Origin of the sequence: Mesobacillus maritimus, from assembly GCF_019749255.1 — a bacterium.
In the GTDB taxonomy this organism is placed as follows: Bacteria; Bacillota; Bacilli; order Bacillales; family Cytobacillaceae; genus Mesobacillus_B; species Mesobacillus_B maritimus_A.
Genome location: NZ_JACWFH010000040.1, coordinates 1 through 13,694, shown reverse-complemented (window position 1 = coordinate 13,694; position 13,694 = coordinate 1). Strand labels below are relative to the sequence as shown.

The 13,694-nt window shown below is 37.9% G+C and carries 16 protein-coding genes and 1 riboswitch; of the genes, 9 read left to right on the top strand and 7 right to left on the bottom strand.

What is annotated here, in order from left to right:
• Positions 1 to 122: 122 nt before the first annotated feature.
• Both H0185_RS23165 and H0185_RS23160 read left to right on the top strand, forming a co-directional pair.
• Positions 123 to 704, top strand: coding sequence for a hypothetical protein (locus H0185_RS23165; protein WP_221875931.1), 582 nt, complete (start codon positions 123 to 125; stop codon positions 702 to 704).
• 846 nt (positions 705 to 1,550) lie between these two features.
• Positions 1,551 to 1,871: a hypothetical protein gene (locus H0185_RS23160; protein WP_221875930.1), complete on the top strand. Its 321-nt coding sequence runs from the start codon at positions 1,551 to 1,553 to the stop codon at positions 1,869 to 1,871.
• A gap of 446 nt (positions 1,872 to 2,317) precedes the next feature.
• Here the strand turns inward: H0185_RS23160 and H0185_RS23155 are convergent, their stop codons facing one another.
• A complete protein-coding gene (locus H0185_RS23155; RefSeq protein ID WP_221875929.1) occupies positions 2,318 to 2,569 on the bottom strand; it encodes a hypothetical protein in 252 nt (83 codons plus the stop codon).
• A gap of 545 nt (positions 2,570 to 3,114) precedes the next feature.
• Between H0185_RS23155 and H0185_RS24595 the strand changes: the two genes are divergently transcribed.
• Together H0185_RS24595 and H0185_RS23145 are read left to right on the top strand one after the other, a co-directional pair.
• On the top strand, positions 3,115 to 3,315 hold the full coding sequence (locus H0185_RS24595) for a metal ABC transporter permease (protein ID WP_221875928.1): 201 nt from the start codon (positions 3,115 to 3,117) through the stop codon (positions 3,313 to 3,315).
• 226 nt (positions 3,316 to 3,541) lie between these two features.
• Complete coding sequence (locus H0185_RS23145) at positions 3,542 to 3,685, top strand: hypothetical protein (protein ID WP_221875927.1); 144 nt, start codon at positions 3,542 to 3,544, stop codon at positions 3,683 to 3,685.
• A 254-nt stretch (positions 3,686 to 3,939) separates the two neighbouring features.
• Here H0185_RS23145 and H0185_RS23140 read toward each other — a convergent pair whose 3' ends face one another.
• From H0185_RS23140 to H0185_RS23125, 4 genes are all read right to left on the bottom strand, one after another.
• Positions 3,940 to 4,929: an alpha/beta fold hydrolase gene (locus H0185_RS23140; RefSeq protein WP_221875925.1), complete on the bottom strand. Its 990-nt coding sequence runs from the start codon at positions 4,927 to 4,929 to the stop codon at positions 3,940 to 3,942.
• 321 nt (positions 4,930 to 5,250) lie between these two features.
• The gene (locus H0185_RS24590) at positions 5,251 to 5,439 is read right to left on the bottom strand and encodes a PepSY domain-containing protein (protein WP_425515844.1); all 189 of its coding nucleotides are present in this window, start codon (positions 5,437 to 5,439) and stop codon (positions 5,251 to 5,253) included.
• A 15-nt stretch (positions 5,440 to 5,454) separates the two neighbouring features.
• Complete coding sequence (locus tag H0185_RS23130) at positions 5,455 to 5,880, bottom strand: PepSY domain-containing protein (protein ID WP_221875924.1); 426 nt, start codon at positions 5,878 to 5,880, stop codon at positions 5,455 to 5,457.
• 270 nt (positions 5,881 to 6,150) lie between these two features.
• Complete coding sequence (locus tag H0185_RS23125; protein ID WP_221875922.1) at positions 6,151 to 6,942, bottom strand: N-acetylmuramoyl-L-alanine amidase; 792 nt, start codon at positions 6,940 to 6,942, stop codon at positions 6,151 to 6,153.
• Between the two features lie 209 nt (positions 6,943 to 7,151).
• Positions 7,152 to 7,307: riboswitch (cyclic di-AMP (ydaO/yuaA leader) on the top strand.
• 97 nt (positions 7,308 to 7,404) lie between these two features.
• On the opposite strand from H0185_RS23125, the gene H0185_RS23120 reads away from it, so the two are divergent.
• From H0185_RS23120 to H0185_RS23110, 3 genes are all read left to right on the top strand, one after another.
• A complete protein-coding gene (locus H0185_RS23120; protein ID WP_221875921.1) occupies positions 7,405 to 8,670 on the top strand; it encodes a cation:dicarboxylate symporter family transporter in 1,266 nt (421 codons plus the stop codon).
• Between the two features lie 224 nt (positions 8,671 to 8,894).
• Positions 8,895 to 9,410, top strand: coding sequence for an NUDIX hydrolase (locus H0185_RS23115; protein WP_221875920.1), 516 nt, complete (start codon positions 8,895 to 8,897; stop codon positions 9,408 to 9,410).
• The gene (locus tag H0185_RS23110; RefSeq protein ID WP_221875918.1) at positions 9,400 to 9,678 is read left to right on the top strand and encodes a hypothetical protein; all 279 of its coding nucleotides are present in this window, start codon (positions 9,400 to 9,402) and stop codon (positions 9,676 to 9,678) included. The genes H0185_RS23115 and H0185_RS23110 overlap by 11 nt, the downstream gene beginning before the upstream one ends.
• 771 nt (positions 9,679 to 10,449) lie before the next feature.
• Here the strand turns inward: H0185_RS23110 and H0185_RS23105 are convergent.
• On the bottom strand, positions 10,450 to 11,658 hold the full coding sequence (locus H0185_RS23105; protein ID WP_221875917.1) for a sensor histidine kinase: 1,209 nt from the start codon (positions 11,656 to 11,658) through the stop codon (positions 10,450 to 10,452).
• Between the two features lie 224 nt (positions 11,659 to 11,882).
• Positions 11,883 to 12,368, bottom strand: a complete 486-nt coding sequence (locus tag H0185_RS23100) for a hypothetical protein (protein ID WP_221875916.1) — start codon at positions 12,366 to 12,368, stop codon at positions 11,883 to 11,885.
• Positions 12,369 to 12,623: 255 nt separating this feature from the next.
• Between H0185_RS23100 and H0185_RS23095 the strand changes: the two genes are divergently transcribed.
• Together H0185_RS23095 and H0185_RS23090 are read left to right on the top strand one after the other, a co-directional pair.
• A complete protein-coding gene (locus H0185_RS23095) occupies positions 12,624 to 13,073 on the top strand; it encodes a hypothetical protein (RefSeq protein WP_221875915.1) in 450 nt (149 codons plus the stop codon).
• Between the two features lie 125 nt (positions 13,074 to 13,198).
• Positions 13,199 to 13,654 (top strand): GNAT family N-acetyltransferase, encoded by a 456-nt coding sequence (locus H0185_RS23090; protein WP_221875913.1) that lies wholly within the window; start codon positions 13,199 to 13,201, stop codon positions 13,652 to 13,654.
• The last annotated feature ends 40 nt before the right edge of the window (positions 13,655 to 13,694 follow it).

The following is a 13,694-nucleotide window of genomic DNA, read 5'->3' as shown; positions in this document are numbered from 1 at the left end:
TTCAAATCAAATACATTCATGCAAGGCTAGTGAAAGGTGCCAGGCACCTTCCAGATAATTGGATGGTGCCTGTCACCTCATTTAGTCACCTCATTTAGACCAAATGTTATGGGGGAAAAACGATGAATGTATACGTAGACAACCATGTAAAAAGAGAAGAATTTATGAATGTATGGGGCGACATTGCCAAAGAGAGAAAGTATCAGGTAACGGATCTTAATGAAAATGCTGAAGCGTTTATTTTAAAGTCTAAAGATGGGACAAGCGTTGGGACCATTGAATTTGTTCCGTGTGGGGAAAAACGATTAGATCTGGACGATCTCGTTGATATTTCCAATGAAACACGGATTTTGAATGATCTGCAGCATTCATACCAGGTACGAAAAATGGGTGTGAAAAGAGAGTTTGCAACGAAAACGATTTTACTCGATTTGCTAAAACTAGCGGCCATGCATGCGAAGAATAATCAAGTTCGCTATTATGTAAGTTTTTTAGAGAAACATCATTATCATAAATTAACGGAAAAGTTTAAATTTCGGATTGAAAAAGTTGGCGAGGACGTCAAGATGGGCAAAAAGACTTTCGTGCCGGCATTCATTGATGTGGAGGATGCCATTACCAACACACAAGGATATCCAATTTACATAAAATCGGTTGCCTATTTGGTGCAAGGCACTAAAAAAGTAAAAGCGTTTTTTGCTTAGGGTCGAGTTTAAATCATTTTCCAATTGATGATAGCAAGATACAAGCGGGCGTTTCCCACTCGAGGGAAGCGCCCGTCTTTCGTTTAGAAGGAATTCAACAGGATTTTCTTTTAATAAAAAACGCTATGGGAATCGCCCTCTCGTTCTTGATGGTAGCAACATAAATTACAGTAGCCTGTCTTAGACGAAGGGAGGATGAGGGGGAGATGGATAGACGCAGAAGAAGAAAAACCAGAGGCCTTTGTTTGCCTGGGTATCGATACTGAGGGCCAGGTTGTAGTGGGCCGGGGGCTCCAGTAAATGAGGTAGATGCATGTTGTATGATGCATGATCGTTGTTATCAAAGGTATGGTCCGTGTAGGAGATGTGATGAAATTTTTCTCGATTGCTTGCAATCAAAAATCAATCCATACAGTAGAACCGGCAGACATGCCAGGTTGTTTTACAATTTCATGAGATTCCGCAATAGTTTACGTCTTGATTGAAATGGTTTCATTTCATCTCGTACTTCCCTATATCTTGATGTTTACACCGCACAGTGAATTCGCTGTGTGGTTTTTGTTTGTAAGGAACTCAACTGCTTTATTGTGGTTCTGTGAGAGACCTTATTAACATGATGTAGCATGTCATAAAACATTTACTAATTCATAAAAACCACTCTGTAAGCTCTATATGAACATGTGCGGGGGATTTTACTAGGGGAGAGTAAAGTATAATAGAAACAGAGGCAATCGTGCAAACAGTGTTAGGCATTGTTCGTACTGCCAAAATGATCAAAGTTACGAAAAAATACAGTAGATTTTTAATACCGGTATTATATAATGTTTAGTAGGAGGTGAGAGAGTCGTGAATGAGGAAAAAATTGAAAGCATGCTATCACAGTTAATTAAGATGGTAGGTAACATTCATACTGAACAGGTAGAAATGAAGCAGGAACTGAAAGAAATGAAACAAGAACAGAAAGGAATGAAACAAGAACAGCAGGAAATGAAGCGAGACCAAAAAAATATGCAAGAACAGCTTAAAGAATTAGAGAGAAAGGCAGAAGAACGGCATAAAGAAGTATTAGAACGTTTTACCGCAATTGAAAAAGATCAAGACTTTATTTGGGCAAAAACAGCAAGGAATGAAAGAGAAATCGCTCAAATTAAAGGACGATTAAGTTAACTTCTTACCTCTTCAATCATTTACTTCAAAGTTGATATCTTCATAATTACAGGTGCCAGGCACAATCCAGAAATTAGGAAAATCCTGTCATTAGTAGCTCCATCGGAAGCCCCGAAGGAATGAAAAAAAGACTGGAGACTCATATTAACGGGTTCGGATTCAGGGTGCAATAAAGCAAATCACATTAGTTTTAAAGCGTGAATTTACAACCGAATTCACGTTTATATTTTTGTTGTTATATCAATGCTTTTAAATTATTTTGTTAAATTTCACAAGCAATTCGCATAAAGTTTCTTTATTGTACAATACTTGTTGACAGTGAGAACATACGTGTAAAAACAGGTGCGAAATTACTTGTGAATTGGGTTAACAGATAAGTCTTTTACTATGAAAGATATAATTTATTTTAGACAACGCAAACCGATATTGATATAGCAAGGGGATAACTATTCCCCTCCATCATCGCTGTCTCCTTCATCAAAACCGTCATTACCTTCATCGTTATCATCGAAAAAGCCATTTATCATATCCATTATGCTTTGCTTCTTATTCTCTTCATTTAAATGGTGAGCATTCATAAAACTCTCTAACGTAATTACTTGTATAGCCTGTTGTTTATATCTTGAAATTAAGTAAAGACCAATAATTATTACAATAATGACTAGAACTACGATAGACAGAATGACAATCTTATCCAAAAATATCCCCCTTACTTGTCCTTTTATAATAAATATGTTATTCCTGTTTTTAAATTACAAATCGTAACGAAAATGAAAAAACCGGTGTTGACGTTTGACGTTAAATCAATAGCGGTTTTTTATGTGATTGAAATTGCACTAAATTGCACAAGAGTTACAAGATGCTTTTTAACTTGTTTGCACCTCAAAACGAAACCCGTTAGACTCACATCTCTGTGACTTTTGTAGTTGTGCGTTGTTAAAAACTTGCTAGTTGATTGACATAAATGCTAAACCAAACAACCGTAATCCACTGAAGTATGTAGGGAGGAAGGTTGTTTTTAACCTTAATTTTTCAGAGCATATAACCACGAATATACAGAACAATGAAGGCTATAGTGTAAGCGTAGGATACCCATACGCTAACAAATCTTCTCTTTTGCCATTCTTATCGCCATTTCTCCAGTAAATTTATATTTTTTGAATTTTCTACTTGATAGGACTTGCTCTATGCTATTAAAATTGGATAAAGGAAACATTTTGGCTTGGGGTAAATTTTTGGTCTTGTGATTTCATTGCTGTTCACTGCTTGTAACACAGAAAAAGGGATTCCTGTCTTGGTGCTGCATTACTTGTTAATAGCACTGGTTTCAATTACTACATTTGTATTTATTTACGTGGTAGGAGCCAGTATGGTGGTAGCCATGTTGATAACACCTGCTGTAACAGCTTCCCTTTGGACCGATAAGCCACTTACACCTAATTGAGGTGAGTGCATACTTTGGTGTTCTTTCTGCAATTACCGGCTTTTATTTTGCCGTTTGGCTTGATATGTGATTATTGGAACAATAGCGCTTGCAACCGGGGTTTACTTTCTCATCAGCGATCTCCTTTCCCCTCGCCATGGCCAATTGTCCCACAATCTTAGGCCGTCCACACCTAATCAGTGCTAGAGCAGATTGCTTTTTAAATTTTGAAAGGAGGGAGGATAAATTGAGTCTAAGTCCTAGAATCAAAAAGAAAATCCTTCAATATTCATTGATTTCTAAAGCAGTGGGGATTATTGATGAAGATGAATATAACCAAATCTTAAGAAACTTAGCTAGTGAAGAACAACATTTTTTCGAGAAGGAATAGATCGGAGGTGTTTTTTGTAGTCTCTTCTGTTGGAGTGGGGGAGGTTAACTTGATTATACGTGATCCCGATTGATCTCCGCTTTTCAAGTTCCTTCTATAACTAAAGCAGTCAGTTTATTTTTGTTGGGTTCGGATCGTCTCGGCAAAATAAGTGCATCTATTATAAGTAGCTGGGCGTTCAAGAGGGGCAGGTCCCAAAACTCAATTAGCCAGAATAAGAGCTAATCTGGTTCCGTGAACCTGTCCTTTCGACTCTAGCAACCAACTACTTTTCTCATTGCCTTTAAAAACTCGTGTGGTTTTTCTAGCATAGGGGTGTGCTTTGCTTCTTTTATTAGGATTAATTCTTTATCAGGTGCACTGATTTTGTTGAAATAGTCTACACCCAATACGGAAGGCACTTGCCAATCATCTTCACCTAAAATGTAATAAACGGGAATTTGATAGGTAAGGGGGTAGTGATACAAACTATAAGGAAACATTTCCTCAAAAAGACTAGGAAGTAAATGGGCACAAACCTTCTTTGTATGTAAATCGTCCGGATGAAATAAGGGACTTTGTTTGATTGCTTCTACATTCTTTTGAGGATTGATGCTAATCATCCCAATCTTCTTTTGCAGTTGACGCACGACGCCCATTTTACTTAGAAACTCTTCCGCTCTTTCTCCTGGGTAGGCACCCATTTTCTCTAAAATGTTGATCGCTTCTTGATCATCGATTTCTTTTAGTCTACGGATGGTTTCATGATAGGTAACAACCTCATTCTCAATTGGGGCGACAACTTGGCCAACTCCAATATAAAAAGCCAAATGTTCAGGATGTTGATTAGCATAGATGGAACCAATGATGGTTCCCCATGAATGTGCAAAAATCCCAATTTTGTCTTTGTTGTATTTCTTCTTTAAATAGAGAATGATTTCATCAATATCCCTTAACAGGTTCGCAAAGGTGGGAACACTCGTAGGGTTCTTTAAAGCTGTTTTTCCGGCACCGCGCTGATCCCAATACACCATCGTAAAATGAGAATCCCAGCTTTTGAGCAAATAGGCTTTATTCGAAAAAGCATTGCCAGGTCCGCCATGTAAATGAAGAATAACCTGATTCTCTGCAAAATCTCCCGTATGATAGAGAAATTGTTTAATACCATTTATGTCTACATACTCCGCTACATCCACAAACTTGCCTGTTGCAGCATGTGAATTGTTCGTAGTTCGTTTTTCACTTACAGGATTAAGACCTTTCATTTATATATCCCCGTTTTCTTTAAATTCGCAACTTTCACTATTATACCACAAAGGGTGACAGGCACCTTCCAGATAAATGGAAGGTGCCTAGAGTAGTAATTTGATAAAAATTTCATAAAAAAGGCCACCATTTTCATAGTAATATGGAAGTCACAGAACTTCCAATTACCAATCCCTCACCACAAGGAGATGAAAATGATGGCTTATTCAATATTGAAACACATTTAAGGAAGAAACGGAAGTAGATGGGCACAATTTGTTGTTAGAAAAACAGGGTTAGAGAATAAGTTGATGGTGACAATTGACGCTGTCACCCTTTTTCTAGTCTTCTATTTCTATGACTTCTCCAGTTGTGGCGTCGAGTTTGATGTCTATGTCGGAGTCATTCTTTTCAAATTCAATGGTATAAGTTTGTTTATTATCGTCCGCTTCAAGCTCCCAACCTGTTGGGGTAAATCCTTCTACTTCAGCCTTCGAAGATGCGGTTTCAATTGCTTTTGCTGGGTCGATAATCGTTGAAAAATCTTAGGATTCATCTTTATCTCTATCTTTTTCAACTTCACGTTCTTTGATTTCTTTTGTACTTGCATCAATTTCCATTTCATATTCTTTTGATGAATCGAACCCATCGAAATCATAATGTAGTCGACCAGAGTCGTTATCGAAATCAATCGATTCAACTTTAGCATCTGGATGGGCTTCTTGGAACACTTTTACCGCTTCTTCCATCGAAACAGCTGGGTTGGTGATGTCAGTTTGGTTGGATGTATTTTGTGTATCCTCGTTGCTAGAATCGTTCGTCACAGTGGAGTCATTGTTTGTGTTGGATGCGTTGTTTTCACTGGTAGGACTTGCTTGATTCGTTGTACCTGCGTTTTCTTCTGTTGTATCTGTCCCACATGCAGCTAATAAAAGCAGCGTGCAGCCTGTTACTAATAATCTTTTAAACATATCTGTTCTCTCCTTCTCAATCAATTGAATGAAATCTATTAGTATTTAATCTACACTTTCATCATAAGGAATAAACATTAGAAAATGATGAGAAACAGATGAGATTTACATAAATTTAATAAATGGTGACAGGCACCTTCCAGATAAATGGAAGGTGCCTGTCACCATTTTTCGCAAAAATAAAAAAGGGTTAAAATTAGACCCTTTTTATGTTGGAGAAGGTGAAGCTAATTCTGTTGTCTGTAGATGATAGAATGCATCTTCAAAAGGTTACCCTTGTTTAACAAAGACATCATATCCATCATTTTTCGCTTTTCTTTCTAAGGCTCTGGCATTGTCTAAGTTAGAAAACGCGCCAATTTGAACGACATAAAAGGACCCATCCTGTTTTACAAAAGAATCGTAACCATCGCTTTTGGCTTTATTCGCTAGGCTATCAGCATTGGCCTTTTGAGAGAAGGCACCAATTTGTACAAAGTATAGGCTTCCAGGAGGAGGATTACTTGTCTTTTTTTTTAGTCCAAAAAACCTTGCTAAACCATTCACATGACCAGTCGCAACAGCATCTAAGAAGTCAGAGCGTTTAAGCAAATCGGAATCTGACTTGTTCGTGATAAACAAGTTCTCCGTTAAAATGGCATCCATTGAAGTCTCTCTAAGAACATGAAAGTCTGACCGTTTCTTTCCTCGATCTCTTACACCAAAACGGTTCAATTGCTTCATGATTTCCTCATGAACAGCATTTTGTACATTCACCGTTCTTTGTCCAACATTCGGGTAAATGAAACTTTCAAATCCTCCTGCACTCGAACTTCCGGCAGCATTGATATGAACACTTACATAAACATCTGCTCCCCACGAGTTGGCATTGGTTGTCCTTTGAGCTAAAGACACAGATTGGTCAGAAGTTCTACTCATCCTTACTTGAACATTCTCATATTCGTTTAACTTAGTGCGAATCCTGTTAGCGATATTCAAAGTTAGGTTTTTCTCTTGTAAGCCATTCCCCACAGCACCACTGTCATTCCCACCATGACCAGCATCAATAAATATTTTAACCATGAACACACTCCTTTCCTTCGTTATAGTATTAAAATATGTTCCTACTATAGCTTGTGCAACAACTTGAACGTAAAAAAAAGAATATGATGAACTTACCTAGGGTGACAGGCACCTTCCATAAAAATGGAAGGTGCCTGTCACCCTCGTTTTCGAAAAATCTAGAAAAAATAAATATTTTACTAATATAGTATTTTGATGATAAAATTTGATTAGTTTTAGTGCTGAATCTTAACTTAAGAGCGGGGGACCCAACGAAAGATGCGGATTGTTCCGCTATTTGGTGAATTCTTCTTACTAGAAGGGGCTTAATGTTTCCAATAGTCCTAACCTGAAAGCTAACCTCGTAAGCAATGGAAAGGAAACAGTATGATAGAAGAGAACTTAATTCGGCAATAGCCGATTTTTTGTCGTATCAAAATGTTTCCCATACCTAAATAATTTTATAAAAGGTGGGGTTAATGAGTGAAAAGGTTTAAATTTACTTTAGCAAGTCAAATTTTTATCGGTCTTGTTTTAGGTATCATCGTCGGTGGAGTCTTCTATGGGAGTGAAACGGCACAAAGTGTCCTACAGCCTTTTGGTGATCTGTTCCTCCGTCTAATTAAATTGATTGTCGTACCGATTGTTCTTTCTAGTATTATTGTTGCGATTGCTGGCGTTGGTGATTTGAAGTCTGTAGGGAAGTTAGGTGCAAAATCTCTAACCTATTTTATCGGAATGACATTGGTAGCCATCGCGATCGGACTGGTATCTGCAAATATCATTCAGCCTGGTGCGGGATTAAATATGGATACACTTGAGAAAAGCGATATTTCAGGCTATGTCGATACCTCAGAGCAACAAGAAGGAAAGTCAATTGCCGATACCATCCTTCATATTGTTCCTACAAACCCATTCCAAGCAATGGTTGAAGGAGATATGTTAGCGATTATTTTCTTCGCTGTTCTATTTGGTCTAGGAGTGGCAGCGATTGGAGAAAAAGGAAAACCAGTCTTACGTTTCTTCGAGGGCACGGCCAACGCGATGTTCTATGTAACAAATTTAATCATGAAATATGCGCCAATCGGTGTGTTTGCCTTAATTGGTGTAACCATTTCTAAATATGGTTTTACCTCATTGATTCCATTAGGAAAACTGGCGCTTACAGTTTATGGAACGATGATTTTCTTTGTCATTGTGGTTTTAGGCTTAATGGCAAAATTGATCGGTTACAATATTTTTACCTTACTCAAGGTAATTCAAGAAGAATTAATTTTAGCATTCTCGACTTCAAGTTCTGAGACGGTTCTTCCGAGAATTATGGATAAAATGGAGCAGGTTGGTGCTCCAAAACACATTTCAACTTTTGTTATTCCAACCGGTTATTCATTTAATTTAGATGGTTCTGTCTTATACCAAGCGATTGCTTCCTTATTTGTTGCACAAATGTTTGGGATTGACTTGAGCATTGGCCAACAAATTACGCTCATGTTAGTGTTGATGGTCACATCTAAAGGGATGGCCGGAGTACCTGGTGTATCCTTTGTAGTTCTTTTAGCAACATTCAGTACAATTGGGTTACCAGCTGAAGGATTAGCATTTATCGCCGGAATCGACCGAATTCTTGATATGGGCCGTACCGCGGTCAATGTAGTAGGGAACTCAATGGCAGCACTTGTCGTTGCTAAATGGGAAGGTCAATTCAACCCAACTACTGAAGAAGATGAAAACATCCAACAAGCATCCTAGACTGGAGCTTATCTAACTGTTTAATAGACTTCGTCATATAAGTGATAGAAACGGTTTACTCTAGTAAACTTCTACAAAATGAGGCTGTCCCAAGAGCCTGGCACCGGTTATACTGTAACCATGGTGTGCCGGGCTCATATGGGACAGCCTTATTTTTATAGTAAAAATGGCTTGGTGCCGCAAAGCCTCATAGGGTATACAAAACTATTTTAAGGAGTTTTTCAATGGGGCATATAATGGATTTAAGGAAAATAGTTGGTAGTCGCCCTCTTGTAATGACAGGAGCGTGTGTGATTCTATTAGATCAGAACAATAGACTGTTATTACAATTAAGAAAAGATAATGGTTGTTGGGGTTTGGCTGGAGGCTCTCTCGAACCTGGGGAGACATTAGAAGAAGTGGCCAAGAGGGAATTGTTTGAAGAAACAGGTTTGATTGCGAATCACCTAACATTGTTTCATGTTTTTTCGGGAGAAGATTTTTATTATCAATACCCTCACGGTGATGAGGTTTACAATGTCATTGCTACATATATTTGCACCGATTATCACGGAGAACTGACAATCGATAACGAAGAAGTGCTCGATTTACGCTTTTTCGATGTTCAGCAAATGCCTCCGAATATTAGTCCTCCTGACCTATTAGTAATAAAAGAATTTATGAATAATAGTTTTACAATTGAAGGACCGTGTACGCTTATTACAAAGAGAGATATAAAGGGTGATAAAAGTGAAAAATGAAAAATCAACGAAAAAGGCGTTATATGTTACAACAAATATCATCCTTATATTGGTCATATTAGGTGCACTTACGTTCTTTTTCGATGCCAATGGTTCAAACGATCACATCGGATGGCTCATGTTACTAGCTTTTTGGGCGATAAGAAGTTTATATGGTTTTATCTGTAGCTTACAAGAAGGCAATAAGAAGGTAGCGATAGTTGATTTCGTATTATTTACTGTAGCGATTTATTTTTTGTTTACTCGAAGTATGGAGTATCTTCTATAAATCCATTTTTGGGCTCCAGTGGTTCATCAGGCAATAATGCAAATGAAACTAAACTAATTTACAAAAGGTGATGCTTTAAAGAAGGGGGTAACCGCATATGTAGAAACATGTGCCAAGCGGTACCGCACCCCCATTTAATAGTACATTCAAGAGTGAGAATGTACTTACATACTCGTATAGTGTTGATTTGTGTGGATTACTGTTCGTGAGGGGGACGTAAGCCTCTGAATATATGATTCTTTTTGTCATCGAGGACGAATCCCGTTGTCTTTTCGTACCGATACCCCTACATTTACCTGATGATTTTTCTTTCTAGTTGAGGTATTTTATGGTGGTATGGTCTCAGTCTGGGAAATTGGAGTATAGCAAAAAAGGATTTTTAGAGGGATTGGGCGAGGTTTTATGTCTCCTTATTCGGTGTTATAAGAAAAGAGGGCTTATACGGAAGCAGAGTCCGTCATTAAACTGCGAGATATTATGAAGGATTTGTGAATTTATAGGGGGGGGTAAATTATATTACCCTCAGGTGGAATAAAATAAAAGGATGCAACATTATATTCCCCCTGAGAGACGTTATATTCCCTAAAATAACCTGGATATTCCCTCAAGGAGAATATCGAACTTAATTAATTCCCCTTAGAGGGAATAAACGGACAGGATATTCCCCTAGAGGGAATAACATCACACTATCAGCTCCGCAAACTACCTGAACCAATCATCACCACTCATTAAAATTAAAGCGTGGTAGTCTGTTGTTTGAAAAAGACCAGTTTAGATCGCTGGGAAGGAGATAGTCACTGTCGTTCCTTGCCCCTTAGCGGATTGAAAGTCCATTTTTCCGTTGTATTTTTCTACAATATTAAAACTAATCATCATTCCTAAGCCTGTTCCTTTGCTTTTTAAGGAATAAAAAGGGGTTCCCAGTGAGGCTACTTCTGTCTCGGTCATCCCTTGTCCTTGATCCACCACTTTTATGATGACCTCATCTTTCTCTCTCCGTGCGGATACAAAAACGGAATCTCCTTCATTGGAAGCCTCAATGGCATTTTTTATGATATTGATCAGTAATTGTTTAAACTCGATGGTGTTTGCGGAGATAGAACAATCTTCGGTTACAGTTAATTCGATTGTATTATCATGCAAATGGCCATAAGAATGAAGCAAGTCTGTCACACTCTGAAGAACCTGCTTTACATTCACTGTTTCTGGTGCTTTCTCATTTTCGGGTTTCGCGATTGATAGAAATTGAGAAATGACCTGTTCAGCGGTATTTAATTCGCCAATCATTAACGTAAAATGCCCTTTTCGGTCAGGGGAAAAGGAGCTGTCTTGTTCAAATAACTGTAGAAACCCTTTCACAACGGTCAAAGGATTTCTAATTTCATGCGCAACAGCGGCTGCAAGTTGGCCTGTTATTTTCAAATTCCCGGACTGTTGGATTTGTTCATAATAGACTTGCTGTTTTTTGATACGGCCGTTCGTTAAAAAAAAGATAAAATAGATAATAATTTGGCTTGCAATAAAATTAATCAAATTTCCTACTATATCTTTCTCTATGTATGAGAATTGCGGTCCTTGATCAACCAAGGCAATATATCCGAAAAAGCACATAATCAATAGACAATTTAGGAACAAGGAAAAATAAAAAATCTTTTTATCAAAAAAGAGTATGGAAAGTGCTGGAATAAAACATAGGAAAATAAAATTGGACCAAGTGTCCGGATATAAAAAGAAAAGCGTATAAAAGTAAACAGCTGCAGCGATGGTAATGGTAACTCTAAGCCCAAAGGTATCCTTCTTTGGATAAATCCAAAAACATACAGACAGAATGATTACCATTAGAACGTGTGAGAGATACCCACCATCAAATTCACTCATACGCGGGTTATTCATCACCAAGCCCATAATCATGATGGCAATAACGATTGCTACGACAATATAATATATTTTTTTATTTAATGTATTTATGATCTCCTTCATAAAATCCCCCTTATTGGGTGCAAAGCACCATCCAACTCTGTCAGTTCTCTCCTAGAAGAAGGGACGATTCTTGTAGCAACAATGCCTGCACTTCTATCCATTCTAGTGTAAATGATGAGATTAAAGGAATCAAAGTAAATTATTACTTACGGTGACTACTTACGGTGACAGGCACCTTCCAAAAAATGTAATCAAAGTCGATTTATTATAATGAAAAGTATATTTTAACATAAAACTATGATTCTATAAGGTGTTGTTTGGGCGGGGATACTTTTAGTGGATGGTCCATAGATTACGATTAAGTCTCGGTTAGCGGGATTTCTTGTGAACGGCTGCCCATTGGTTAATAGGATTTGCGTGTATGGAGATAGATTTAATTTTAACTGTCCGTCTCTACTCACTAGCTGAGTATTAAAAAAATCGACTTTTACATTTTGGGTAGGCTGTTCTTTTACCATAATAAGTGCTCGATATTGTGGAGGATAAATAAGAGGAACGGGTGCATCGCCGTCATAGTATCCAGTTACTGTGTCTCCGACTGACACGATTACATGGTCTACAAAGTACGTGTTGGGTGTAACGACGAAATTGACCACAGACCCCATTCCGTTTTCTACAGTAATAAATTTATAGCATCCTTCGCCGTTTTGCCCGATGTTAAAATCATCAATCATCGTGACGGTCCCTTGAAAAGAATAAAAGTTTGTCATTTTGCTATCCCTCCATTATTGACAAGCTATCTAGCATAAATTAAAAATGATATCTTGTGTACACCATATGTAGGTAAAAACCTATTTGACTATGTGAATGCCTAGAAAGAATCATATATACATGTTTGCTGTGTTACTGATTTTTACTAAAAATCTACTACTATAGGCAAAGACACATTTCCAACAGAACAAGTTGCTAGGATAATGCCTAGAGAATAGGATGATGAGAACTTATTAAAGTTAGGAGTGTTTCTTATGTTTCCAAGTTATCCGTATAATCAAACTCCATATCATTGGGAATCATATTTATCTTCAACCCCATATCAAGAGAACTTCGAATTTAGCCCAGACTTCGATGAAAGACAATTAGGCCAATTGCTACCTCAGATCGGGGGACTACTGCCAGGATTTCAACCTCCGTTTGGGCCACCTGGTCAAGGCCAAGCAGGAGGACCACCAACATCCCCACCGCCATCATTTGTTCCTACACAAACACAACAAATCGGAACTTTTGCTGTGGATCCGGGCAGCATTAGAGGATGTTTATTCAGATTTACGTACCTATGGCTAAGAGGCTTTGAACAATTTTGGTTTTTCCCAATCTTTGTTGGGCGAAACTCTGTCGCCGGGTGGCGTTGGACTGGGTTTAGATGGGTTTATTCTGGTATTAGCTTACGGCAAATTCAATCATTTTCTTGTTTTTAACGATGTTGCGGGTGACGTTGCGGGTGACAGGCACCTTCCAGATAATTGGAAGGTGCCTGTCACCCAAAAGAAGGAATTGATGGCTATTTTATAGAAATAAAAGTAAAAAGGGGGCGGGAAAAATCATGATTAAATTAGTATTAATGAATTCCGATGAATACCAAGACTATATTTCTTCGGCGATTAAAGGGTATGCGGAAGAAAAAGTGTTGTCCGGTAATTGGAGCCAGGAAGAGTCAATTAGTAAAGCGGAAGAGGAATATGCAAGGCTTTTGCCAAAAGGGGAGAAGACAGAGAATAATTTCTTATACAGTATTGTAAAGGATGACAAATCCGTTGGCGTTATATGGCTTGCGCGGTTATCTGATGAAAAGGGATATATTTATGATATTAATCTATTCGAAAAATACCGAGGATATGGATATGGCAAGGAAGCGATGAAGGAAATCGAAAAAGTAGGACAGGAACTTGGAATGAAAAAAATAGGTCTTCACGTTTTTGGTCATAACAAAGTAGCGAGAGGATTATATGATAAACTAGGTTATCAGACTACAAATGTTTTGATGGAAAAAGAAATATAATACATACCCCACTAGCCTTGCATGAATGTATTTGATTTGA